The sequence below is a fragment of the Bradyrhizobium sp. WSM2254 genome (assembly GCF_000472645.1).
In the GTDB taxonomy this organism is placed as follows: Bacteria; Pseudomonadota; Alphaproteobacteria; order Rhizobiales; family Xanthobacteraceae; genus Bradyrhizobium; species Bradyrhizobium niftali.
Window position 1 is genome coordinate 78,791 of the sequence record NZ_AXAB01000013.1, and the last position, 23,037, is coordinate 101,827.

Here is a 23,037-nt window from a genome sequence, read left to right on the forward strand (position 1 = left end):
GCCGAAAAAGCGACTTGTCCCGGCCCGCATCTGACCCTAGCTAAGGTCCCATGACAGACTTCTCTCCCCGCGAAATCGTTTCCGAACTCGACCGTTTCATCGTCGGCCAGGCCGATGCCAAGCGCGCCGTCTCGATCGCGCTGCGCAATCGCTGGCGCCGGCAGCAGCTCGAAGGCTCCTTGCGCGAGGAGGTGCTGCCGAAGAACATCCTGATGATCGGGCCGACCGGCGTCGGCAAGACGGAAATCGCGCGGCGATTGGCAAAACTTGCCAATGCGCCGTTCCTGAAGGTCGAAGCGACGAAATTCACCGAGGTCGGCTATGTCGGCCGCGACGTCGAGCAGATCGTGCGCGATCTCGTCGAGGTCGCGATCGCCCAGGTGCGCGAGCGCAAACGCAAGGACGTGCAGGCGCGCGCCCAGCTCGCCGCCGAGGAGCGCGTGCTCGACGCGCTGGTCGGCGCCAATTCCAGCGCGGCGACGCGGGAATCCTTCCGCAAGAAGCTGCGTGCGGGCGAACTGAACGACAAGGAAATCGAGATCGAGACGCAGTCGTCCGGCGGCGGCATGCCGATGTTCGAGATTCCGGGCATGCCGGGCGCGCAGATGGGCGCGATCTCGATCGGCGACATCTTCGGCAAGCTGGGCGGCCGCAGCAAGACGCGACGGCTGACGGTGGAAAGCTCGCACGAGATCCTCGTCAACGAGGAATCCGACAAGCTGCTGGACACCGAGCAGCTCACGCTGGAGGCGATCAGCGCGGTCGAGAACAACGGCATCGTGTTCCTGGACGAGATCGACAAGATCTGCGCCCGCGACGGCCGCGTCGGCGGCGACGTCTCGCGCGAGGGCGTGCAGCGCGACCTGCTGCCGCTGATCGAGGGCACCACGGTCTCGACCAAGCACGGCGCGGTGAAGACCGACCACATCCTGTTCATCGCCTCGGGTGCCTTCCACGTCGCCAAGCCGTCGGACCTGTTGCCTGAATTGCAGGGCCGCCTGCCGATCCGCGTCGAATTGCAGCCGCTGACCCGCGACGACATGCGCCGCATCCTGACCGAGCCCGAGGCCTCGCTGATCAAGCAATATGTCGCCTTGATGCAGACCGAGGGTGTCACGCTCGACATCACCGACAGCGCCATCGACGCGCTCGCCGACGTCGCGGTCGCCGTCAACTCCACCGTCGAGAACATCGGCGCGCGGCGGCTGCAGACGGTGATGGAGCGGGTGCTGGACGAGATCTCCTTCACCGCCCCCGACCGCGACGGCGAGACCATCCGGGTCGATGCCGATTTCGTGCAGAAGCACGTCGGCGACCTCGCCAAGAACGCCGATCTCAGCCGGTTCATTTTGTAATTCCAAAGGTCCGCGCTATTCATTCCGCCGTCGTCCCGGCGAAGGCCGGGACCCATAATCACGGGCGGTGCTTGTTGGAAATGATAGCGGCCCCAGCGTTGGCTCAAAACGAACATTCGTGGCTATGGGTCCCGGCCTTCGCCGGGACGACGGCGGAGATAGACGCGCGTCGGGTGCCGCGTGCCCGCTAGCGTCCTGCAAAACCCCTGGCGCCTGCTGCTCGCGATCAACGCCGCAATCATCGTCGGCGTGTTCGTTCACAAGATCCAGCTGCCGCCTTACGTCCCCTACATCCACCTGCTCGTCGACTATCATTTCGGCTTCATCAAGCGCGCGCTGATCGGGGCGGTGGTCGCGCTGTTCACGGCGAAGGTGCCGGTCTGGCTGGTGTTCGCGCTCGGCGGGGTGACGTGGCTGGTGACGCTGGCGCTGTTCGCAAGGCTGTTTCAAAAGACCTTCGGCTTCACTGCCAGGACGCTGCCGCTGTTCGTCTTCCTCGCGGGCTCGCCGTTCTTCCTGAAGAACTTCATGCACACGCTCGGCCATTTCGACATCTATGGCTGTACGCTGGCAATCATCCTGCTGCTGATGCCGGCGGGCTCATTGCTGTTCGTGGCGACGGCGGCGCTGTTCTCGATCGCGCTCGTGCTGATCCATCACATCCATCTGCTGATGTACGTGCCGACGATCATCGCGATCGTCGTGGTCAGGCATTATCTCGCCTGCGGCTGCAATCGCAGCAACGTCACCTTCGGCACCATCGCCTTTCTCCTCGTCTCCGCGCTGTTCTTCGCGGCACAATTCCTGGGAACGATGCCGATCCCGGAAGCGGATTTCGTCGCGTATCTGAAGACCCGGATGGCCGATCCCTCTCGCACCGACCTCTTGCAATTCAGCTACATCTGGTACCAGCCGCTGGCGAAGGAGATTTCGGACACCTGGGGCCGCCTGCCGCACAACATCCTCGGTTTGCCCGTGTTTGCGCTCCTGATCTGGCTGCACACGCCGCTATGGCGCTACTTTGCGAGCCTGATCGGCGCGCTCGCAAGCGAGACGCACCGGCGCCTCGTCGTCGCCGCGCTGATCGGCGTCAGCCTCGCTTATCTCGTGATGTTCGCGATGGTGTTCGACTATTCGCGCTGGATCTCGAACTGGGCGGTCTGCATGTTCCTGATCCTGCATGCGGTGAAGATGCTGCCGGCCGCGCGCGAGACTCCGCTGATTCCGGCGGAGGAGCAGAACACAAACATCTTCGGCCTGGTCATCACGCTGATCCCGCGCGTCGGAATCGTGCGGCCGTTCTAGTATCTCGCCCGCCTGATCCGCACGTAAAGCGCGCCCTCGCCACCATGGCCGATATGCGCCGTCTCGAAGCCGACCACGAAGGCACGGAATTCCGGCAGGCTCAGCCATTCCGGCACCTGGCGGCGCAGCACGCCGCTTTCGCCGCCGCTCCGGCCCTTGCCGGTGATCACGAGCACGAAGGTCAGGCCGTCGTGATGGGCGCGGTGCAGGAAACCGGTGAGGGCGCGATGGGCGCGCGTCTGGGTCATGCCGTGCAGATCGAGCCGCGCCTCGATCTCGCTGCGGCCGCGCGACAGCTTTGTGCGCTCGCGTTTGCCGAGCGGCGCCAGAGGCGGGACGGACGGCTTGACGGCACGTGGCGCCGGTGCCGCAGCAATCGGACGCGGCGATGGCGCTGGCCGCGTAGCCGGCGCGGCGGGTGATAGCTCGGCCCGCGGCACAGCCTGCGCCTTCGGCGCACGTTGTTTCCTCAGCGGCTTGACCTGTTTTGCGACCGTATCCCACAGCGCGCGCTCATCCTCGCTCAGCGCGCGGCGGCGCGGCGAGGGGCGAGGCTCCAGCACGGGCGGACGGGACGATCGCTTCATTGTTGCCGATGGGAACGATTCTTCACCGGCCGCCGCGGCTCTTGAACGGGCTCTATCACGGGACGCGGCACCGGCAATGGGACAGGGCTGGCGACAGCGACCGTCTCACCTTTGCCTGGCGCCTCGGCTGCGGCCGGAGCCGCCGGCTTGGCCTGATCCTTAGCAGGTTCGGTTTGCGGAAACAGCTTTGCGATCTTCTGCGAGGGCCGCGGGTCCGGCACCGGGAGCCGCGCGGCGCGCGCCGTAGGATCGAGGCCTTTCGGCACCAGCATCACGAAATGCATGGGATGGCGCAGCCGGCCCGAGACACGGCCGGCATCCGCGCCGGCACCGAAATAGAGATCGGCGCGCGCTGGGCCGATGATGGCCGAGCCGGTGTCCTGCGCGATCATCAGCCGATGGAACGGCGTCTTGGAGCGCTCGGAGTCGATCGGCAGCTCGCCTTCGATGAAGAACGGCGTGCCATAGACATGCAGCGACTTGTCGACCGCGATCGAGCGGCCGGCCGTCAGCGGGATGCCCTGCGCACCCACCGCCTCGTCCTTGTCCGAGAGATTGACCTCGCGGAAGAAGATGTAGGCGCGGTTCTGGCGGCGCAGCTCCTTGGCACCATCGGGGTTCTGCGCCATCCACTCCCTGATCTTCTGCATCGACATCTCTTCCCTCGGAATGATGCCGCGCTCGATCAGGATGCGCCCCACGGCCGTGTAGGGATAGCCGTTATAGGCGTCATAGTTGAGCCGGAGCGTGGTGCCGTCATCGAACTTGATCCGCGCCGAGCCCTGGATCTGCGCGAACAACAGATCGGTCGGGTCCTTCAGCCAGGCGATCTCCAGCCCGCGGCCGGCGATCTTGCCGTCCTCGATCTCGCCGCGGTCGTAATAGGGCACCAGCTTGCGGCGGCCGATCTTGCGATAGACCGGGCCCTTGTTGGGCAGGCTGACCGAATCCTGCTTGTAGCCGCGCACGAACAGGTTCGAGGGCCGGCGATAGACCGGGACATTGTAGACGTCGGTCTGCGTCCGCGATCCCTCCAGCACCGGCTCGTAATAGCCGGTGACGAAGCCATCGGGCTCGCCGAGGCGGGAGATGCGCAGCGGCGCAAAGTTCTCCTCGAAGAAGGTTTTCGCCTTGGCGTCGTCGCTGAGTTCGAGCGTCTTGGCGGCCCGGCACGGCTCGCTCAGCGATGCCCCCAGCGCCTTGTATTCGCTCTTGGGTTCGGGAGCGCCGGTCTGCGCGTTGATCGACCGGCAGCTCGCGCGGAACGTCTTGTAGGCTGCGAGATGATCGTCCTCGCTCCAGCCCTTCACGTCGGCCCAGGCCAGCGGCAGGTATTGCGCGCCGGATATCTCGAACGGCAGGGGGAGCTGCGGATAGGGCAAGGCCCGCGGCGGGGTGGCGGGCAATTCCGGAAGATGGTGATGGTGGCTGCGATAGTGGCGCCGCGCCGCCTCGGCGCCGAGCGAAAACGACGACAGCACGACGACACCCGCGCAAAGCGCCGTCGCGCTGGTCTTCAGGAAGACCTTAATTCGCGCTTCCGGTGCCAACCAGCTTCCAGTTCGGATCGCGAGAGGTGGTGTCGCGGGCGAAAGTCCAGATGTCCGTGATGTCGGCGACCGTGTCGGCGCTGCCGTCGACGATGTTGCCGGCCTTGTCGCGGGTGGCCGAGATCATCTGCGAGACGAAGCGGATGGTGAGCTGGGCGGTGCGGTCGCGCAGCTCGGCACCGACGAGCTCGGCCTTGTCGATCGAGACGAAGCGCGTCTCGGTCTTCTGCTCGTTCTTCTCGCGCTCCTTGATCGCGGCGTCGAAGCTTTCATAGACCTCCGACGACAGCAGGTCGCGCAGCGCGCGGCGGTCGCCATTGGCAAAGGCCAGCACGATCATCTCATAGGCGCCGCGGGCACCCGAGATGAAATGGCGCGGATCGAAGGTGGAATCCTTGTCGACGATGGCGTCGAGGCCCTGCGCGAGCGCGGTGCCCGGCTCGGTCAGGCCCTTCCAGCGGTCGGACGGCGGGGTCGGCTCGACCGTCGGCGCCAGCGGGGCCTGGTCGATCACCTTGCCCGGCATGGTCACGACGTTCTTGTCCTGGGCACCCCCCAGCGCGTTGCGGGCGGCAGTATGGTCGAACGGCGGCCGCTCGTTGCCCGTGCGCTGCCCCAGCACGCTGCGCAGCCGCAAAAAGATGAAGACCGCCAGCGCCAGGAAGATGATGGTGTAGATGTCCACGAGGTATTCGCTTTCTGGTCTTCTCTAGAAGGGCCGCCTAGAAGGTCGTCGCCGGGAAAATCAATCCGGCCAGTAGACCGTTCCATACGGGAACGGCAAGTCTACATCACCATTTCGGGTCCGCACGTCAGGTCCGTGGGATGTAGGCACGAAATCTTGCCCGGCCAATGGCGCCTTTTGGCACAGCACCGAGTGTAGCGCGTTTTATGCTTAAGGGGAAACCCGATCGTGGCCGGAAATCGCGCATCTTCAATCGTTTAAGGCGCGATTTGGCCCGGAGGCCGGGCAGAACGTCACAGTTGTGGCTGCGGCCCGGCCGCCCGATCCGGGACCGTTCGTCCTTGTGGAACGAGGTAGCCCTATGTTAGCCAACCGCCGCGAAATTCAGCCCCCAATCGGGTAAGGAGAGACTTTCATGACCAACGGTAACGGCACCCCTCCCGAGGCGGCCCCGGCTCCCCAGCTCAACGTGCTGGCGCAATATACCAAGGACCTTTCGTTCGAAAATCCCAACGCGCCGAGCTCGCTCCAGCAGCAGGGCCAGGCTCCCCAGATCAATATCCAGATCAATGTCGGCGCCAATAACCTCAGCGAACAGGAATTCGAGGTGACGCTGTCGGTCGAGGGCAAGGCCGAGACCGCGGGCAAGGTGATGTTCTCGTTCGAACTCGCCTATGCCGGCGTGTTCCGGATCGTCAACGTGCCGAAGGAGAACCTGCACCCGCTGGTTATGATCGAGTGCCCGCGTCTGCTGTTCCCGTTCGCCCGTGAGATCATCGCCACGGCCGTGCGCGACGGCGGGTTCCCGCCGCTGATGCTGGACCCGGTCGATTTCGTCGGTCTCTATCGTCAGAACATGGAGCGGCAAATGGCCGCCGGTGGTCAGGCCGGTCAGGCCTAACCAGCCGGATCGACGGCAGCTGGAGCGGGCAAAAACTCGTTCCAGATCGCCTTGTCGCCGAGTGTTGCGATGAAGGCCCTGTGGGCCTCGCGCTCGGCGTCGGAAATCCGCGGCGCAAGCGGTGTCAGCCGCTGCCGCCGCGGCGTATCGCCAGCCGCATTGATGCGGATTTCCTCGCCTTCCGAAGCCAGCAGCAGCTGCGACTGCCGCGCCCCGACCAGATCAACATAGACCTCGGCCAGAAGCTCGGCGTCGAGCAGCGCGCCGTGCTTGGTGCGGTGGGAATTGTCGATCGCATAGCGCGAGCAGAGATCGTCGAGCCGGTTGGACACGCCCGGATGCTTGCGCCGGGCCAGCAGCAGCGTGTCGACCAGCCGCTCGCGCGGGATCGCGGCGCGCTTGATCCGGTCGAGCTCGGCATTGATGAAGCTGATGTCGAACGAGGCGTTGTGGATCACCAGCGGCGCATCGCCGATGAACTCCAGGAACTCGTCGACGACCTCGGGGAACAACGGCTTCGTCGCCAGGAATTCGGCCGATAGCCCGTGCACCGCAAACGCCTCCGCCGGCATGTCCCGTTCGGGGTTCATGTAGCGGTGGAACGTCTGTCCCGTCGGCATGCGGTTGAACATCTCGACGCAGCCGATTTCGACCAGGCGATCGCCGCGGAGCGGATCGAGGCCGGTGGTTTCGGTGTCGAGGACGATTTCGCGCATGATCAGGAGGCCGTGTGGGACGGCGAATCAGGCTCGCCGCTGCGGCATCTTAACGACCTCGGCCAGGATGTGCCCAATTTGCGCCCGCACCGGTTCAAGTCCGTGCGACGTATCCACTACGAAATCGGCCCGCTTGCGCTTTTCCGCGTCGGGCGTCTGCTTGGCGATGATGGCGTTGAGCTTGGCCTCGTCCATCGTGCCCCGCGCCAGCACCCGCTCGCGCTGCAGTTCCGGCGAGGTCGAGACCACAACGACGGCGTCAACGCGCTTCTCGCCGCCGGTCTCGAACAGCAGCGGAATATCCAGCACCACGACCGGCGCGTTGGCGGCTTCGGCGTCGGCAAAGAATTTCGTCCGGGAGGCACCGAGCATCGGATGAACGATCTGCTCGAGCTGCTTGATCGCGGCGGGATCGTGCACGACGCGCGCCGACAGTTTTGTCCGATCGACCTTGCCGTTCGCGGTGGTGCCGGGGAAGGCGGCTTCGATCGCAGGCGCAGCCTCGCCCTCGTAGAGCTGATGGACGGCGGCATCGGCGTCGTAGACGGGGACGCCGGCCTCCGCGAACAATTTCGCGGTGGTCGATTTGCCCATCCCGATCGAGCCGGTCAGTCCCAGGATCCGCATCAGCGCCCAGCCATCTCTGTCATTCACACCGCAACTAGCCGCTCGCGCCGCAGGAACGCAAGCAGCGGCAGCAGCGGCAGGCCGAGAATGGTGAAATGGTCGCCCTCGATGCGCTCGAACAGATGAATGCCGAGACCTTCGAGCTGATAGGCGCCGACGCTGGTCGTCACTGCATCGCCGGCCGCATCGAGATAGGCCGAAAGCTCCGCCTCGCTCATCCGTCGCATGGTCATGCGGGCCACCGAGACGTCCTCGAAGACGATCTTGCCGTCATGCGCCACGGCCACCGCCGAATTCAGCTCATGGCTTTTGCCGGCGAGATCGCGCAATTGCGCCATCGCCTGCGCGCGGCCGGCGGGCTTGTTGAAGAGACGATCGCCCAGAGCCAGGGTCTGGTCGGCGCCGATGACGTGGCTTCCCGGATGGTTGGCCGAGACAGCCTTGGCCTTTTCGCGCGCCAGCAAGAGACCGATGTCGCGCGGACTCGAAAGCTTCGACGCAGCCTGAATGCCGCGCTCGTCGATATCGGCCGTAATCGCTATGAATTCCAGCCCGGCATTCGCCAGCAGCATCTTTCGCGCGCTGCTTTGCGAAGCCAGGATCAACGGAGATTTGCCGCGCCACAGACCCATCGCGAAAACTATTCCGAGGGCCGGTTGCGCTGGCGATCGCTGTAGAGCTTCATGATCGCCGCGGCGGTTTCCTCGATCGAGCGCCGCGTGACGTCGAGCAGCGGCCATTCGTGCTTGGCGCTGAGCTTGCGGGCGAACGCCACCTCCTCGGCGACCGACTGCTTGTCGGTATAGGTGTCGCTGCTGGAATCGGCGCCCATGGAGAGCAGGCGGTTCTGACGGACCTGGATCAGACGTTCCGGCGTCGCGTGCAGGCTCACCACCAGCGGCCGCGTCAACGTTTCCAATTGCGCCGGCACCGGAATGCCCGGCACCAGCGGCACGTTGGCGGTACGGATGCCGCGATTGGCGAGATAGATCGACGTCGGCGTCTTCGAGGTGCGGGACACACCGACGAGCACCACGTCGGCATCGTCGAGACCTTCGACATGCTGACCGTCGTCATGGATCATCGTGTAGTTCAGCGCATCGATGCGCTTGAAATATTCCGCATTGAGCACGTGCTGCGCACCGACGCGCCCCGTGGTCGCGGCGCCAAGATACGCCTCGAACAGCTGCATCACCGGGCCGATGATCGACAGGCTCGGAACATTGATCCCCTTGCACTTGTCCTCGAGCCGGGAGACCAGATCCTTCTCGAGCAGCGTGAACAGCACGATGCCCGGCGCCTCCTCGATCTCGTCGAGCACCCGGTCGAGCTGCTTCTGGCTGCGCACCAGCGGGTAGACATGTTCGACCGGCGTGACGTTCGCGTACTGCGCGGCGACGGCGCGCGCGACGGTGATCAACGTCTCGCCGGTGGAGTCGGACACGAGGTGCAGATGGAAATAATTGTTCGAGGTCGGCACAAAAACTCTTTGTATGAGGACGGTGTGGTGTGTGGATTTCTGTGGAGCTTAACCCCTTGGAAAGGGTTGCGCGACACCAGGGGCGGGACAACGGCCAATTTTCTTCACACCGCTGCCCATGAGAACAAGTCCGGCAGCCCGCCGAGAGGGGAGCGGGATTGCGCGGATAACCCCCTTGATAAGCTGCCGACAGGCGCACGCAAGCCCTTGAGCCCGGATGACTTATCGAAACGGGTAGGGCCTGCGCGGGATATGTTGATGGATGTGAACAAGCGCGAGCGAAGTGGCGGACAGAATTGTGTGAGTCCAATCCACCGTCACTAAGACTCAAACCTTAAGATTCTAAAAGTTTAGGTTTAGATAAGCCGAGCGCTCGGATAAGTCTGCGCTCCCATCTATGAATGAATTCTTACCGGGCTCATTCCATCCACCGTTTGGTGAGCAGAAGCGTTTTCGAGCGAAGCGGATTCCGGTTCGCCGCGAGAAAACGCTTTGAAACAAGAAAAGGGAGGCCGCCGGCATGTACGAGTGGATCAAGGCGCTGCACGTGATCGCCGTCATCTCCTGGATGGCGGGCATGCTCTATCTGCCGCGGCTGTTCGTCTATCATTGCGAGGCCGAAATCGGCTCCAGGCAGTCGGAAACGTTCAAGATCATGGAGCGCCGGCTGCTCAAGGCGATCATCAACCCGGCCATGACCATCACCTGGCTTGCCGGGCTCTATCTCGCCTGGTCCGGCCATTGGTTTGCATCCGGTTGGCTGCACGTAAAACTGGCACTGGTCCTGGCGCTGTCCGCGGTCCACGGCTTTTTTTCGCGCTGGCTGAAAGATTTCGCTGCCGACCGGCGTCCGCGAAGTCAGAAATTCTATCGGATTATCAATGAGGTGCCGACGGTCCTGATGATCTTCATCGTCATCATGGTGATCGTGAAACCGTTCTAGGCAGCGATCTCGATTGATCGCTCAGCGCTTCGGCTTGCACAGTGAAGGGCGATTTTCTATATTAGCGATATCCCACCCAACGCAGGCGGATGTGGTTGTTTCCGAGCTTTCCAGAGGCCGGACACCGCATCAGGTTTGAAGCCCCCACCGGCACTCACCTTGCCAGACCTGCGGACCCTATCTTCTCACGTCCGCATTTCAGAGCCTCCTCGCACCCCCTCCCTAAGGTTACCCCACAGGACCACCCCAATGCGGGAAATTAAACTCCAGGACCTCAAGTCGAAGACCCCGGCCGAGCTCGTCTCGTTCGCGGAAGAGAATGGGGTCGAGAATGCCAGCACCATGCGCAAGCAGGAGCTGCTGTTCGCCATCCTCAAGCAGCTTTCGCTCGCTGAGACCGACATCGTTGGCGAAGGCGTCGTCGAGGTGCTCTCCGACGGCTTCGGCTTTCTTCGTTCGCCCGATGCCAATTATCTGCCGGGTCCGGACGACATCTACGTTTCGCCCTCGCAGATCCGCCGTTTCGGCCTGCGCACCGGCGACACCATCGAAGGCCACATCCGCAGCCCGAAAGAGGGCGAGCGCTATTTCGCGCTGCTGAAGGTCAACACGCTCAATTTCGAGGACCCGGAAAAGGCCAAGCACAAGGTCAATTTCGACAACCTCACGCCGCTGTTTCCGAACCAGCGTTTCCGCATGGAAATCGACGATCCGACGCGAAAAGACCTTTCTGCAAGGGTGATCGACATCGTCGCGCCGATCGGCAAGGGCCAGCGCGCGTTGATCGTGGCGCCGCCGCGCACGGGTAAAACCGTGCTGATGCAGAACATCGCGCATTCGATCACGCACAATCATCCCGAATGCTATCTGATCGTGCTTCTGATCGACGAACGTCCGGAAGAAGTCACGGACATGCAGCGCTCGGTGAAGGGCGAGGTCGTGTCCTCGACCTTCGACGAACCGGCGGTGCGCCACGTTCAGGTCGCCGAGATGGTGATCGAGAAGGCCAAGCGCCTGGTCGAGCATGGCCGCGACGTCGTGATCCTGCTCGATTCGATCACGCGTCTTGGCCGCGCCTACAACACCGTGGTGCCGTCATCCGGCAAGGTGCTGACCGGCGGTGTCGACGCCAACGCGCTCCAGCGCCCGAAGCGCTTCTTCGGTGCCGCCCGCAACATCGAGGAAGGTGGCTCGCTGACCATCATCGCGACCGCGCTGGTCGATACCGGCAGCCGCATGGACGAAGTCATCTTCGAAGAGTTCAAGGGCACCGGTAACTCCGAACTGATCCTTGACCGCAAGGTTTCGGACAAGCGGACCTTCCCGGCGATCGACATTTCGCGCTCCGGTACCCGCAAGGAGGAGCTCATCACCGATCCGCAGGTGCTCAAGAAGATGTACGTGCTCCGCCGCATCCTGAACCCGATGGGCACCATGGACGCGATCGACTTCCTGCTCGACAAGCTGCGCTCGACCAAGAGCAATTCGGAGTTCTTCGACTCGATGAACACCTGAGTGCAGTGCAGCAAAGGATTGGAGGGCGCCTTCGGGCGCCCTTTTCGTTTGTGCAGCCTTGTTGCAGCGAGGATGCAGCATGGCGAGGGGTTCGCCGTCTGATCCGGTTTCTATTAAGATTTTGATATATCGAAATAATACGTGACCCTAGAAAGGGTCTCTTGGCCGAGGCCGAGAGACCTTTGCAGCAGAATGCTCCGGATATGTTGCGGTGCAATAAGCGCTTTTGCTGCGGGAAATGGTGCAGCAAAATGGTCCGGGCGTATCGGCCGAAACGGATATTTGCCTTTTCCCCGGCGGCTGGACAAATAGGCCATGCATCCGCGAGACCAGACCATCTTTGCACTGTCGTCGGGCCGTCCACCGAGCGCGATCGCCGTGGTGCGGGTCTCGGGCGCCCAGGCCGGCCCGGCGCTGACGAGGCTCGCGGGCAAACTGCCGGCACCGCGGCAGGCCAGCCGCCGGCTGCTCCGTGACGCCGCGAGCCAGCCGATCGACGATGCGGTCGTGCTCTGGTTTCCGGAGCCGGCGAGCGCGACCGGCGAGGACATCGCCGAATTCCACGTCCATGGCGGCCGCGCGGTGCTGGCGGCGCTCCTGGCCGCTATTTCTGTAATTCCGAATACACGGGCGGCCGAGCCTGGCGAGTTCACGCGGCGCGGCTTCGAGAACGGCAAGCTCGACCTGACCGAAGCCGAGGGCCTCGACGATCTCATCCATGCCGACACCGACCGCCAGCGCCGCCAGGCGTTGCGTCAATTGCAGGGGCTGCTCGGCAACCGCGCGCGCGACTGGCGCGAGCGCATCATCGAGGCCTCGGCGCTGATCGAGGCCGGCATCGATTTTTCGGATGAGGGCGACGTGCCTGCGGAATTGATGGCGCCGGCGGTCAAGGCGATCAAGGCGCTGCACGGCGAAATTGCAGAAGTCCTTGCGGCACAGGGACAAGCTGAACGTCTACGCGATGGCCTGGTGGTCGCCATCGCCGGCGAGCCGAATGTCGGCAAGTCGACGCTGATCAACCAGCTCGCGCGTCGCGAGGTCGCGATCGTCTCGCCGTATGCCGGCACCACGCGCGACGTGATCGAGGTGCAGCTCGATCTCGACGGCTATCCCGTCACGGTCATCGACACCGCGGGCATTCGTGAGACCGATGATCCGGTGGAGCAGGAGGGTGTGCGCCGCGCGCGAGCCCGCGCCGAGGACGCCGACCTCGTGCTGTGGCTGGTCGAGGGTGAGCAGGCCGCCGATCCGGAGGCGATGCGTTCGCTGTGGACGTCCGGCGAGGGCAGCCATCCGTCCGGCGGCTCGGTCTGGATCGTGCGCAACAAGATCGATCTCGGCGGGGGCGGGGAAGCCGGACGACTGGGTGAGTTCGGGATCTCGGCGAGCCAGGGCGACGGGATCCGCCAGCTGGTCGACGGCCTCGTGACGTTCGCCGCCGAGTTCTTTGGAGCCAGTGAGGGCGCATTGGTGACCCGGGCCCGCCAACGCGATCTGTTGCGCCAGGCATCAGACAGCTTGCGCCGGAGTCTTGAGCTTGTAGAAGAGGGCGAAGAACTGGCGGCCGAGGAGCTTCGCTCCGCCGCCTATGCCCTGGGCCGGCTGCTAGGCCGGGTGGACGTCGAAGACGTCCTTGGGGCGATTTTCCAGAAATTCTGTATCGGAAAGTAGCGCTAGTTTTTCATTGTAGAACTAGTGCTTGTTCCATTCCTTGCTGGTTCACGTGAAGCAGGGCACGGCTCCATTTGCGTGGTAGGCGAGTGGGCCTGTTTCACGTGAAACAGGCCTTGAGCCAGGTTGGCGCGCTCGATCTGACCTCGCTGCGAAACAGTGGCGATTTGGAGCAGGGCGCGTGCCTCAGTCTCGTCATTGCGAGGAGCCCTTGCGACGAAGCAATCCAGACTGCCTCTGCGGAGGGAAACTGGATTGCTTCGCTACGCTCGCAATGACGGAGCGCGCCGGTCGTTCTCGCTACTCTGACCGTCTACGCCGAAGGAAGCGAGAGGGCCTCGCCACCACACTTTTCCTCCGCGTGGACCCCGTCTTGTTTCACGTGAAACACCAGTCGGAACAATGCGCCTTCTACTGTGCATGGGGTTGTTTTCGCGAAGATGCGCGACAGCACCAAAGCTGTCCTGTTTCACGTGAAACACCCCGCCTCGCCCAGTTTCCACTTCCGGCTTTTCCGCCTCTGAGCTAGAAGATCGGCCCATGCGAACAGAGCGAGAGAGTTTCGACGTCATCGTGATTGGCGGCGGGCACGCCGGCTGTGAAGCTGCGGCCGCCTCCGCCCGGATGGGCGCAACGACGGCCCTGGTGACGCATCGTTTCTCCACTGTCGGCGCGATGTCCTGCAATCCCGCCATCGGCGGTCTCGGCAAGGGCCATCTGGTCCGGGAAGTCGATGCGCTGGACGGTCTCATGGGCCGGGTCGGCGATGCCGGCGGCATCCAGTTTCGCGTTCTCAATCGCCGCAAGGGCCCCGCGGTCCGCGGCCCCCGGGCCCAGGCCGACCGGAAGCTCTATGCCGCCGCGATGCAGGCCGCGATCCGGGAGACCGAGGGTCTGTCCGTCATCGAGGGCGAGGCCGATGAGCTGATCGTGGTCGAGGGCCGGGTGACCGGACTTCGCCTGGCCGATGGCCGCGAGTTCGGAGCCGGGGCCATCGTCGTCACCACCGGCACCTTCCTGCGCGGTCTGATCCATCTTGGCGAGAAGAATTGGCCCGCCGGCCGGGTCGGTGAAGCCCCCGCGATGGGTCTTTCAGGCTCTTTCGAGCGCGCCGGATTCACCCTTGGACGGCTGAAGACCGGGACGCCGCCGCGTCTGGACGGCACCACAATCGACTGGTCCGCGGTGGAAATGCAGCCGGGAGACGAGCCGCCTGAGCCGTTCTCGGTGATGACCGAGCGGATCACGACCCCGCAGATCCAGTGCGGGATCACCCGAACCACGCCCGCGACCCATGAGGTGATCCGGGCCAATGTCCATCGCTCGCCGATGTACTCCGGGCAGATCAAGAGCTCCGGCCCCCGTTATTGCCCCTCGATCGAGGACAAGATCGTCCGCTTCGGCGATCGTGATGGCCATCAGATCTTCCTGGAGCCGGAAGGGCTCGACGACAGCACCGTCTATCCCAACGGCATCTCGACCTCGCTGCCGGAGGAGGTCCAGCTCGCGATCCTCGCCAGCATTCCCGGTCTGGAGCAGGTCAAGATGGTCCGTCCGGGCTACGCCATCGAATACGACCACCTCGATCCCCGCGAGCTCGATCCGACCCTGCAGACCAGGCGTCTGCGCGGCCTGTTCCTGGCCGGGCAGATCAACGGCACCACCGGATATGAGGAGGCCGCTGGCCAGGGCATCGTGGCCGGTCTGAATGCGGCTTTGGCCGCGAGCGGCGCCGCACCGACGGTGTTCGACCGTGCCGATGGCTATCTCGGGGTGATGATCGACGACCTCGTCACCCGCGGGATCAGCGAGCCCTATCGGATGTTCACCTCCAGGGCCGAGTACCGGCTGACGCTGCGGGCTGACAATGCCGATCAGCGCCTGACCGAGAAGGGGATCGCGCTCGGTTGCGTTGGTGGGGCCCGAACTCGGCATCACCGAGCCAAGATGGACGTCCTCAATGCCGCCCGAGCACTGTCGAAGTCTCTGACCATCACCCCGAATGAGGCGATCAAGCACGCCCTGTCCCTGAACCGGGATGGTCAGCGTCGTTCGGCCTTTGAGCTGATGGCCTATCCGGACATCGGCTGGAGTCAGGTCCGCGCCATCTGGCCGGAGCTGTCGGCGATCGACCCTGTGATCGCCACCCATCTCGAGATCGACGCCAAGTACGATGTCTATCTGGAGCGTCAGAGCGCCGACGTCGAAGCCTTCCGGCGCGACGAGGGGCTGGTGCTGTCAGAGGTCGATTATCAGCTGGTCCCCGGTCTCTCCAATGAGGTCCGCGCCAAGCTGGAGAAGGCGCGGCCGTTCACCGTCGGTCAGGCCGGCCGGATCGACGGCATGACGCCGGCGGCGCTCGGCATCCTCGCGGCGTATCTTCGCCGCGAAGCACGGAAGACTTCCAAAGCAATTGCATAGGCGTTTCACGTGAAACAGCGCGGACCGGCCGGCGGCAGACCGTCATCAGGGAAACCCCCGGCGGGTGAGGGCGCTCGGCGCCGAGCCGAACCAGCACCGATCACACCGAAAATCGACAAGGCCAGCGCCAATGATCCGTCGTTGGACTCGGTCATCGCAGCCGACAAGATCGCAGCGCTGAAGCTCGCATCCGTTTCACGTGAAACCGAGGCCCGGCTCGATCGCTACATCGCGCTGTTGCGGGAGTGGCAGGCCAAGACCAATCTCGTGGCGCCCTCGACCCTGCCGCACCTCTGGACCCGGCACATCGCCGACTCGCTTCAGCTCGTCGATCTCGCCCCGTCGGCCAGGCGCTGGGCCGACCTAGGCAGCGGCGGTGGATTTCCGGGCGTCGTCCTGGCCTGCGCCATGGCGGAGACACCGGGCGCAAGCGTCCACCTCGTCGAGCGAATCGCCAAGAAGGCGGCGTTCCTGCGCGAAGCAATTCGCATCACCGCATCTCCGGGAGTCGTACATCTCGCTGAGATCGGGGATAATGTGGATAGAATCACCGGCCCCGTCGATTGCGTCACCGCGCGTGCGTTGGCTCCGCTACATCAACTCATCGGCTTTGCGGAGCCGCTGATGCGCCAGGGCGCAAAGGCGTTATTTCCGAAGGGTCAAGATGTAGAGGCTGAATTGACCGAAGCCGCTAAATATTGGAATATTCAGCCGCAGCTCCACCAAAGCCGTACGGGTGACGGCTGGATCGTGGAGCTCGATGCGGCCGAACGGCGCAGCTGAGACGTTCTGGGGCGAATGGGGAATTGCGATGAGCGTGATTGACGAGCCGCAGCAAGAGCAGACCGCCCAGGAACAGGCTGTGGTCCCGCAGGGCCATCCGCGCATCCTCGCGCTGGCGAATCAAAAGGGCGGCGTGGGAAAAACAACCACAGCGATCAACCTCGGCACGGCGCTCGCTGCGATTGGCGAGCGCGTTCTGATCGTCGATCTCGATCCGCAGGGCAACGCCTCGACCGGCCTCGGCATCGATCGCCGCAACCGCTCCTGTTCGACCTACGACGTGCTGATCGGCGAATCGAGCTTGCGCGAAGCCGTGGTCTCGACCGCGGTGCCGCGGCTGCACATCGCGCCCTCGACCATGGACCTCTCCGGCCTCGAGCTCGAGCTCGGCACCACGCCCGGCCGCGCCTTCAAGCTGCGCGATGCGATCGGCGCGCTCAACAACAACGTCTCGCCGGATGCCGACTACACCTATGTGCTGATCGACTGCCCGCCCTCGCTCAACCTTCTGACGGTGAACGCGATGGCGGCGTCCGACGCGATCCTGGTGCCGCTCCAGTGCGAGTTCTTCGCGCTGGAAGGTCTGTCGCAATTGCTCCAGACGGTGGAGCAGGTGCGCTCGACGCTCAATCCGAACCTGTCGATCCACGGCATCGTGCTGACCATGTTCGACTCGCGCAACAACCTCTCGAACCAGGTCGTCGCCGACGTCCGCCAGTTCATGGGCGAGAAGGTCTACAAGACCATGATCCCGCGCAACGTGCGCATCTCGGAAGCGCCGTCCTACGGCAAGCCGGTGCTGGTCTACGATCTCAAATGCGTCGGCAGCGAAGCCTATTTGCGACTCGCCACCGAAGTGATCCAGCGCGAGCGCGAGCTGCGCACGACGCATTGAGGCGAAGAATCGTAGGGTGGGCAAAGCGAAGCGTGCCCACCAAAATCGTTCGATCGCAAGACGGTGGGCACGGCGCGAAGACGCGCCTTTGCCCACCCTACGATCGGGAGTTCGAAATTCAGTTCTGGAGTGCTGCACCGTGAATCCAAGGGAGCTGGCGATGGCCGACGAAGCGCGTTCGCGACTGGGCCGGGGTCTTGCAAGTCTGATCGGTGACGTCGGCGGCGAGGCTCAGCACGTCGATCGTCCGCGCGCGCAGCGCAAGGTGCCGATCGAATTCATCAAGCCCAATCCGCGCAACCCGCGCCGCGCATTTTCGGAAACGGAGCTCAAGGAGCTCAGCGATTCGATCAGGCAGCACGGCGTGATCCAGCCGATCGTGGTGCGCCCGGTGAAGGGCGCGCAGGACCGCTTTGAGATCATTGCCGGCGAACGGCGCTGGCGCGCGTCGCAAATGGCCGGCCTCCACGAAGTGCCGATCGTGCCGGTCGACATCAGCGACAGCGACGCGCTGGAGTTCGCGATCGTCGAGAACGTGCAGCGCGAAGACCTCAACCCGATGGAAGAGGCGCTGGGCTATCACGCGCTCGCCAACGAGTTCAAACGCAGCCAGGACGACATCGCAAAGGTCGTCGGCAAGAGCCGCAGCCACATCGCCAACATGATGCGGCTGACGAAACTGCCGGCCGAAGTGCAGGCCTTGATCACGAGCGGCGAGCTGACCGCCGGTCACGCCCGCGCGCTGATCGGCGTGCCCGATCCGCTCGCATCAGCAAGGCGCATCGTCGAGGAGGGCCTCAACGTCCGTCAGGCCGAGGCGCTCGCGCATGAAGAGGGCGTGCCGGCGCGCAAGCCGCAGAAGGCGCGCAGCACCGGGGGCAAGGAAAAGGACCCAGACACGATCGACCTCGAAAAGCGCGTCAGCGACGCGCTCGGTCTCAAGGTCACCGTCAATCACCGCGACCCCGGCGGCTCAGTCCAGATCAACTACCGCAACCTCGATCAGCTCGACGAGGTGATGAAGCGGCTGGCGAAGGGCGCGTTTTAGACGCACCGACTCTCTATCACCGTCACCCTGAGCTTCTTCAGCGGCCCTCGAAGGGCGACGGCCCGGCCGCATCGGGGCCGTTCATCCTTCGAGGCTCCCCGCGCGCCGCGTTGCGCCGCGCGGCTCGCACCTCAGGATGACGGATTTGGCTTTCCTGGATTGCTTCGTCGCTTGCGCTCCTCGCAATAACGTGGAGCGGAGGCCTAGCCGCGCCGCTTCGCGTTCGCGGCGATCGCCATCAGCGTGCGCTGGGCGATGGCGGCGGCGAGGGTGGATTGCTTGCGGGTGTCGAGCGCGGCGGTCGCGAGCTGCTCGATGATGGCGGCGAGCCGCGCCACGCTGAAATTGCGCAGCGCCGTTTCGACCATAGGCTTTCGTGAAAAATGCAACCGCGGAAAGCCGCCGTCGAGTACGGCGGAGGCAGGCTGGCCGTCGGCGATCGCAAGCGCGGATTTGTGCAGCCACGCGGCCTGGCGCTGCGCGGCCGAGATGATCACGCCGGGATAGGTGCCGGCGATCATGGCTTTGGCGAACTCGGTCTCGACGATGTCGGGCCGGCCGGCGAACGCGCCGTCGACGATCGGATCGAGCTTCAGCTCGGAAGCATCGGCGACGACCGCCATCACGTCTTCCAGCGTGATCTCGCCTTTGCCATGTGCATAGAGCGTCAGCTTGCGCAGCTCGTTGCGCGAGGCCTGGCGGTCGCCGCCGAGGAACGACATCAGCGCTGCGCGGGCATCCTGCGCGATGCGCAAGTTCGCGATGCGGAGCTCGTCGTCCATCAGCTTGGCGAGGTCGCGCTCGGTGTCGGGATAGCAGCCGATCGCAACGGCCGTCTTGGCGCGCTCGCAAACCTTGCGCAGCGGCGACTCCGGCCGCAGCTCGCCGGCCTCGATCACGATGCGGCAATCCTTCACGCTCATCTCGGCCAGCGTGTCGATGCCGCTGGCAAAGCTGCGCGAGCCGGCGCGCACGCGGATGGCGCGGCGGCCGCCGAACAGCGGCACCGTCATGGCTTCGTCGACGAGACGTGACGGTTCGGCGGAGAGCTCGTCGCCGTCGAGCTTCACCAGCGAGAACGGATCGTTGGGATCGTCGACGGCGGAGGCGATCAGCGCATCGGCGCGTTCACGCACGAGGCCAGCGTCGGGACCGTAGAGCAGGATGATCGGCCGGCCCGCATCGGGGCGGGCGAGGAAGGCGTCGATCTCTTTTCCGCGCAGCGCGACCATCGGGCCTAATTGTCATTCCGGGCGCCTCGTCAGAGGCGAACTACGGTGCGCAATTGCGCACCGGAGAATCCGGAGATTGGGGATCGAGATTCCGGGTTCATGCTTCGCATGCCCTGGAATGACGGAATTGAATCAGGTGCCCGCGGTGAAGAATGCGGCGAGCCGGGTATTGATGTTCTCGGCGATCTCGTTGGCGGCACGATCCTCCGCATCGCGCACGGCGCGGTTCCGGGAGAAACGCTGATAGGAGCCGGGCATGTCATAGGACACGCGCGAGAACGTGGTGCCGGTCATCACCGACTTGCCGGTCGCGACCTCGACCAGGTTGTACTGGCAGTCGATGCCGTAGTTTTCGCTGCTCGGCAGACCGGTATTGGGATCGACGATCAGGGACGACCGGCTGGAGGCGAAACGGATATCCAGGCGGTGGGTCGGCGGCATTCCCGTTGCCGTGCCGTAGAGCTTGAAGGCGAGGGCATTGCGGACTTCGACGCCGACACGGGCCTCGCGCGAGGCATTGATCTTGTTGATCGGCGGGAGTTCGACCCCCATCAGCTTCTCGCGCAGCCCGGGGGTGCCGTCGGTACGCTCGGCATACATCGGCTGGAAGCAGCCGGCTGTCAGTGCCGCCAGAGCGGCCACCGCCAGCAAGCGGGCTGCGATACGGATCCTAGCCGACAACATTCACGATCCTCTTGGGGACGATGATCACCTTGCGGACGGGCTTGCCGTCCAGGGCCAGTTTTACCGCATCGAGGGCCAAAACGGCAGCCTCGATTTCCGGATTCTGGGCCGCTGTTGCAACTGTGACCTCACCCCGTTTCTTGCCGTTGACCTGCACCACCAGGGTCACGCTGTCTTCAACCAGCAAATCGCGTTCGATTTGCGGCCAATTGGCCTCCGAAACCAGCCCCTTCTGGCCCAGCACCTGCCAGCACTCCTCGGCCAGATGCGGCATCATCGGGGAGAACAGCTGAACCAGGATCTGGCTGGCCTCCCGGATCGCCCAGGCCAGATCTGGAGCAAGGTCAGCCGCCGACTGGCCGGGGCGCTGGAGTACCTCGGACAGGGCGTTGGCGAATTCGCGGATATGGGCGAGGCAGACGTTGAAGTGCAGCCGCTCGATCCCGATGGTGACCTTGTCCAGCGCGCCATGGGCGGCCTTGCGCAAGGCGGTCGCATCCGCCCCGAACGAAGCCGGCCGGGCCGCCGGCGCGGCCTTGCCGAGTTCAACGGAATCGTTCACCAGCCGCCACAGCCGCTGCACGAAGCGTGAGGCGCCCTGGACGCGCTCGTCGCTCCAGATCACGTCGCGGTCGGGCGGGGAATCCGACAGCATGAACCAGCGCGCGACGTCGGCGCCGTAGGTCTCGATGATGTCGTCGGGGTCGACGGTGTTCTTCTTCGACTTCGACATCTTTTCGATCGCGCCGATCTGGATGTCTTCGCCCGTCGCCAGCAGAGTTGCGCGGCGCCCGTTGCCGCCGACTTCGATCTTGACCTCGGCCGGCTGCACATAGGTGCCGTCGGCCTTCTGGTAGGTCTCGTGCACCACCATGCCTTGCGTGAACATGCCGGCGAACGGCTCGTCCAGCGCAACGTGCCCGGTCGCCTTCATCGCGCGGGTGAAGAAGCGGCTGTAGAGCAGATGCAGGATCGCGTGCTCGACGCCGCCGATATACTGGTCGATCGGCAGCATCCGGTTGGCGACCGCGGGCGTCGTCGGCGCGTTCTCGTTCCAGGGATCGGTGAAGCGCGCAAAGTACCAGGACGAATCCACGAAGGTGTCCATGGTGTCGGTTTCGCGCTGAGCCTTGGCCCCGCATTTGGGGCAGGTGACGTGCTTCCAGGTCGGATGATGGTCGAGCGCGTTGCCCGGCTTGTCGAAGGTCGCATCGTCAGGCAGCTTCACCGGCAGGTCGGCGTCCGGCACCGGCACCACATCGCATGTCGGGCAATGGATGACGGGGATCGGGCAGCCCCAGTAACGCTGGCGCGAAATGCCCCAGTCGCGCAGGCGGAAATTCACCTGACGCTCGCCGACCGGCGCATTGCCGCGCAGCTCGTTTTCGAGGCGTTTTGCGACCTCGTCCTTGGCCTGCTCGATGGTCATGCCGTCGAGGAAGCGCGAATTGATCATGCGGCCGTCACCGTCATAGGCGGTGTCGGTGATGACGAACGATTTCGGATCCTGGCCTTCGGGACACACCACCGGCGTGTTGCCGAGGCTGTACTTGTTGACGAAGTCGAGGTCGCGCTGGTCATGCGCGGGGCAGCCGAAGATCGCGCCGGTGCCGTATTCCATCAGCACGAAGTTGGCGACATAGACCGGCAGCTTCCAGCTCGGATCGAACGGATGGATCGCGCGGATGCCGGTGTCGAAACCCTGCTTCTCCGCGGTGTCGATGATCTCCTGAGCGGTGCCGATCTTCTTGATCTCGGCGATGAACTCCGCAAGTTCAGGGTTCTTCGCGGCGGCGGCCGTCGCCAGCGGGTGATCCGCCGAGATCGCCATGAACTTCGCGCCGAACAGCGTGTCGGGGCGCGTGGTGAAAATCTTCAGCTCGCTCTCGCCGGCCGGCGTCGTCGCCTGGTCCAGCGCGAAACGGACCAGGAGACCCTCGGAGCGGCCGATCCAGTTGCGCTGCATCAGCCGCACCTTGTCGGGCCAGCGGTCGAGCGTATCCAGCGCGGACAAGAGCTCCTGCGAGTACTTCGTGATCTTGAAGACCCACTGGTTCATTTCCCGCTGCTCGACGACGGCACCGGAACGCCAGCCTTTGCCGTCGATCACCTGCTCGTTGGCGAGCACGGTCATGTCGACGGGGTCCCAGTTCACCTTGCGCTTCTCGCGCTCGGCAAGGCCCGCACGCAGGAAGTCCAGGAACATCTTCTGCTGGTGCTTGTAGTAGGAGGGATCGCAGGTCGCGATCTCTCTGGACCAGTCCAGCGACAGCCCGATCGAGCGGAGCTGCTTCTTCATCGCGGCGATGTTGTCGTAGGTCCAGGCCTTGGGCGCGACCTTGCGCTCGATCGCGGCGTTCTCGGCCGGCAGGCCGAAGGCGTCCCAGCCCATCGGGTGCAGCACGTTGAACCCCTTGGCGCGCATGAAGCGGGCCAGCACGTCGCCGAGCGTGTAGTTCCGGACATGGCCGATATGGATGCGCCCGGACGGGTAGGGGAACATCTCGAGCACATAGTATTTCGGCCGCGAATCATCGTTCCTGGAGACGAAGATCGCCTTTTCGTCCCAGGCGGCTTGCCAGCGCGGTTCGGAATCGCGGGCGTTATAGCGTTCGGAGGTCATGGAATCGTTGGGT

General features: G+C 64.3%; 20 protein-coding genes. 10 read left to right on the forward strand and 10 right to left on the reverse strand.

Annotated features, from left to right (window positions below; genetic code table 11):
- Positions 1-50 precede the first annotated feature (50 nt).
- Together hslU and A3M7_RS0109920 are read left to right on the forward strand one after the other, a co-directional pair.
- Entirely contained in the window at positions 51-1,355 is a 1,305-nt protein-coding gene (hslU, locus tag A3M7_RS0109915) for an ATP-dependent protease ATPase subunit HslU (RefSeq protein WP_027543781.1), read from the forward strand.
- 180 nt (positions 1,356-1,535) lie between these two features.
- The gene (locus tag A3M7_RS0109920; protein WP_027543782.1) at positions 1,536-2,660 is read left to right on the forward strand and encodes a hypothetical protein; all 1,125 of its coding nucleotides are present in this window, start codon (positions 1,536-1,538) and stop codon (positions 2,658-2,660) included.
- Here the strand turns inward: A3M7_RS0109920 and A3M7_RS0109925 are convergent.
- The 3 genes from A3M7_RS0109925 to A3M7_RS0109935 are packed head-to-tail and all read right to left on the reverse strand — an operon-like array spanning position 2,657 to position 5,482.
- On the reverse strand, positions 2,657-3,247 hold the full coding sequence (locus A3M7_RS0109925; protein WP_027543783.1) for a Smr/MutS family protein: 591 nt from the start codon (positions 3,245-3,247) through the stop codon (positions 2,657-2,659). The genes A3M7_RS0109920 and A3M7_RS0109925 overlap by 4 nt on opposite strands.
- The gene (locus tag A3M7_RS0109930) at positions 3,244-4,797 is read right to left on the reverse strand and encodes a murein transglycosylase A (protein WP_027543784.1); all 1,554 of its coding nucleotides are present in this window, start codon (positions 4,795-4,797) and stop codon (positions 3,244-3,246) included. Before A3M7_RS0109930 ends, A3M7_RS0109925 begins: the two co-directional genes overlap by 4 nt.
- Positions 4,775-5,482: a Tim44/TimA family putative adaptor protein gene (locus A3M7_RS0109935; protein ID WP_027543785.1), complete on the reverse strand. Its 708-nt coding sequence runs from the start codon at positions 5,480-5,482 to the stop codon at positions 4,775-4,777. Before A3M7_RS0109935 ends, A3M7_RS0109930 begins: the two co-directional genes overlap by 23 nt.
- 415 nt (positions 5,483-5,897) lie before the next feature.
- Here A3M7_RS0109935 and secB point away from each other — a divergent pair, with 415 nt between their 5' ends.
- Complete coding sequence (secB, locus tag A3M7_RS0109940; protein WP_027543786.1) at positions 5,898-6,383, forward strand: protein-export chaperone SecB; 486 nt, start codon at positions 5,898-5,900, stop codon at positions 6,381-6,383.
- On the opposite strand, the gene dnaQ is transcribed toward secB, so the two are convergent.
- The 4 genes from dnaQ to A3M7_RS0109960 are packed head-to-tail and all read right to left on the reverse strand — an operon-like array spanning position 6,380 to position 9,206.
- Positions 6,380-7,099: a DNA polymerase III subunit epsilon gene (dnaQ, locus tag A3M7_RS0109945; RefSeq protein WP_027543787.1), complete on the reverse strand. Its 720-nt coding sequence runs from the start codon at positions 7,097-7,099 to the stop codon at positions 6,380-6,382. The two genes, secB and dnaQ, sit on opposite strands and share 4 nt — an antisense overlap.
- Positions 7,100-7,126: 27 nt before the next feature.
- Positions 7,127-7,726 carry a dephospho-CoA kinase gene (coaE, locus tag A3M7_RS0109950; RefSeq protein WP_027543788.1) on the reverse strand — a complete coding sequence of 200 codons (600 nt, stop codon included), beginning with the start codon at positions 7,724-7,726 and terminating at the stop codon, positions 7,127-7,129.
- Positions 7,727-7,749: 23 nt separating this feature from the next.
- Entirely contained in the window at positions 7,750-8,358 is a 609-nt protein-coding gene (locus tag A3M7_RS0109955; RefSeq protein ID WP_027543789.1) for a Maf family nucleotide pyrophosphatase, read from the reverse strand.
- Between the two features lie 8 nt (positions 8,359-8,366).
- Positions 8,367-9,206: a pyruvate, water dikinase regulatory protein gene (locus tag A3M7_RS0109960; protein WP_027543790.1), complete on the reverse strand. Its 840-nt coding sequence runs from the start codon at positions 9,204-9,206 to the stop codon at positions 8,367-8,369.
- Between the two features lie 520 nt (positions 9,207-9,726).
- Here A3M7_RS0109960 and hemJ point away from each other — a divergent pair.
- The 7 genes from hemJ (at position 9,727) to A3M7_RS0109995 (ending at position 18,485) form a co-directional block, all read left to right on the forward strand.
- Positions 9,727-10,149, forward strand: coding sequence for a protoporphyrinogen oxidase HemJ (hemJ, locus tag A3M7_RS0109965; RefSeq protein ID WP_027543791.1), 423 nt, complete (start codon positions 9,727-9,729; stop codon positions 10,147-10,149).
- A 249-nt stretch (positions 10,150-10,398) separates the two neighbouring features.
- Positions 10,399-11,664 carry a transcription termination factor Rho gene (rho, locus tag A3M7_RS0109970; protein ID WP_011083462.1) on the forward strand — a complete coding sequence of 422 codons (1,266 nt, stop codon included), beginning with the start codon at positions 10,399-10,401 and terminating at the stop codon, positions 11,662-11,664.
- 315 nt (positions 11,665-11,979) lie between these two features.
- Positions 11,980-13,338, forward strand: coding sequence for a tRNA uridine-5-carboxymethylaminomethyl(34) synthesis GTPase MnmE (gene mnmE, locus A3M7_RS0109975; RefSeq protein ID WP_027543792.1), 1,359 nt, complete (start codon positions 11,980-11,982; stop codon positions 13,336-13,338).
- Between the two features lie 540 nt (positions 13,339-13,878).
- Positions 13,879-15,759, forward strand: a complete 1,881-nt coding sequence (gene mnmG, locus A3M7_RS0109980) for a tRNA uridine-5-carboxymethylaminomethyl(34) synthesis enzyme MnmG (RefSeq protein ID WP_027543793.1) — start codon at positions 13,879-13,881, stop codon at positions 15,757-15,759.
- A gap of 141 nt (positions 15,760-15,900) precedes the next feature.
- Complete coding sequence (gene rsmG / locus A3M7_RS0109985) at positions 15,901-16,542, forward strand: 16S rRNA (guanine(527)-N(7))-methyltransferase RsmG (RefSeq protein WP_198033730.1); 642 nt, start codon at positions 15,901-15,903, stop codon at positions 16,540-16,542.
- 28 nt (positions 16,543-16,570) lie between these two features.
- Positions 16,571-17,437, forward strand: a complete 867-nt coding sequence (locus A3M7_RS0109990; RefSeq protein ID WP_027543795.1) for a ParA family protein — start codon at positions 16,571-16,573, stop codon at positions 17,435-17,437.
- 160 nt (positions 17,438-17,597) lie between these two features.
- Positions 17,598-18,485, forward strand: coding sequence for a ParB/RepB/Spo0J family partition protein (locus A3M7_RS0109995; RefSeq protein ID WP_027543796.1), 888 nt, complete (start codon positions 17,598-17,600; stop codon positions 18,483-18,485).
- Between the two features lie 203 nt (positions 18,486-18,688).
- Here A3M7_RS0109995 and holA read toward each other — a convergent pair whose 3' ends face one another.
- From holA to leuS, 3 genes are all read right to left on the reverse strand, one after another.
- A complete protein-coding gene (holA, locus tag A3M7_RS0110000; protein WP_027543797.1) occupies positions 18,689-19,717 on the reverse strand; it encodes a DNA polymerase III subunit delta in 1,029 nt (342 codons plus the stop codon).
- Between the two features lie 132 nt (positions 19,718-19,849).
- Positions 19,850-20,401 carry an LPS assembly lipoprotein LptE gene (locus tag A3M7_RS0110005; protein WP_027543798.1) on the reverse strand — a complete coding sequence of 184 codons (552 nt, stop codon included), beginning with the start codon at positions 20,399-20,401 and terminating at the stop codon, positions 19,850-19,852.
- A complete protein-coding gene (gene leuS, locus A3M7_RS0110010) occupies positions 20,388-23,024 on the reverse strand; it encodes a leucine--tRNA ligase (RefSeq protein ID WP_027543799.1) in 2,637 nt (878 codons plus the stop codon). Before leuS ends, A3M7_RS0110005 begins: the two co-directional genes overlap by 14 nt.
- Between the last annotated feature and the right edge of the window lie 13 nt (positions 23,025-23,037).

What these genes read in the sequence shown, in the direction of transcription:
- A3M7_RS0110005 (WP_027543798.1), bottom strand. Translation starts at nt 20,401, where the DNA reads ATGTTGTCGGCTAGGATCCGTATCGCAGCCCGCTTGCTGGCGGTGGCC.
- A3M7_RS0109955 (WP_027543789.1), bottom strand. Translation starts at nt 8,358, where the DNA reads ATGGGTCTGTGGCGCGGCAAATCTCCGTTGATCCTGGCTTCGCAAAGC.
- hslU (WP_027543781.1), top strand. Translation starts at nt 51, where the DNA reads ATGACAGACTTCTCTCCCCGCGAAATCGTTTCCGAACTCGACCGTTTC.
- mnmG (WP_027543793.1), top strand. Translation starts at nt 13,879, where the DNA reads ATGCGAACAGAGCGAGAGAGTTTCGACGTCATCGTGATTGGCGGCGGG.
- mnmE (WP_027543792.1), top strand. Translation starts at nt 11,980, where the DNA reads ATGCATCCGCGAGACCAGACCATCTTTGCACTGTCGTCGGGCCGTCCA.
- secB (WP_027543786.1), top strand. Translation starts at nt 5,898, where the DNA reads ATGACCAACGGTAACGGCACCCCTCCCGAGGCGGCCCCGGCTCCCCAG.
- holA (WP_027543797.1), bottom strand. Translation starts at nt 19,717, where the DNA reads ATGGTCGCGCTGCGCGGAAAAGAGATCGACGCCTTCCTCGCCCGCCCC.
- A3M7_RS0109925 (WP_027543783.1), bottom strand. Translation starts at nt 3,247, where the DNA reads ATGAAGCGATCGTCCCGTCCGCCCGTGCTGGAGCCTCGCCCCTCGCCG.
- rho (WP_011083462.1), top strand. Translation starts at nt 10,399, where the DNA reads ATGCGGGAAATTAAACTCCAGGACCTCAAGTCGAAGACCCCGGCCGAG.
- leuS (WP_027543799.1), bottom strand. Translation starts at nt 23,024, where the DNA reads ATGACCTCCGAACGCTATAACGCCCGCGATTCCGAACCGCGCTGGCAA.
- coaE (WP_027543788.1), bottom strand. Translation starts at nt 7,726, where the DNA reads ATGCGGATCCTGGGACTGACCGGCTCGATCGGGATGGGCAAATCGACC.
- A3M7_RS0109990 (WP_027543795.1), top strand. Translation starts at nt 16,571, where the DNA reads ATGAGCGTGATTGACGAGCCGCAGCAAGAGCAGACCGCCCAGGAACAG.
- dnaQ (WP_027543787.1), bottom strand. Translation starts at nt 7,099, where the DNA reads ATGCGCGAAATCGTCCTCGACACCGAAACCACCGGCCTCGATCCGCTC.
- hemJ (WP_027543791.1), top strand. Translation starts at nt 9,727, where the DNA reads ATGTACGAGTGGATCAAGGCGCTGCACGTGATCGCCGTCATCTCCTGG.
- A3M7_RS0109995 (WP_027543796.1), top strand. Translation starts at nt 17,598, where the DNA reads ATGGCCGACGAAGCGCGTTCGCGACTGGGCCGGGGTCTTGCAAGTCTG.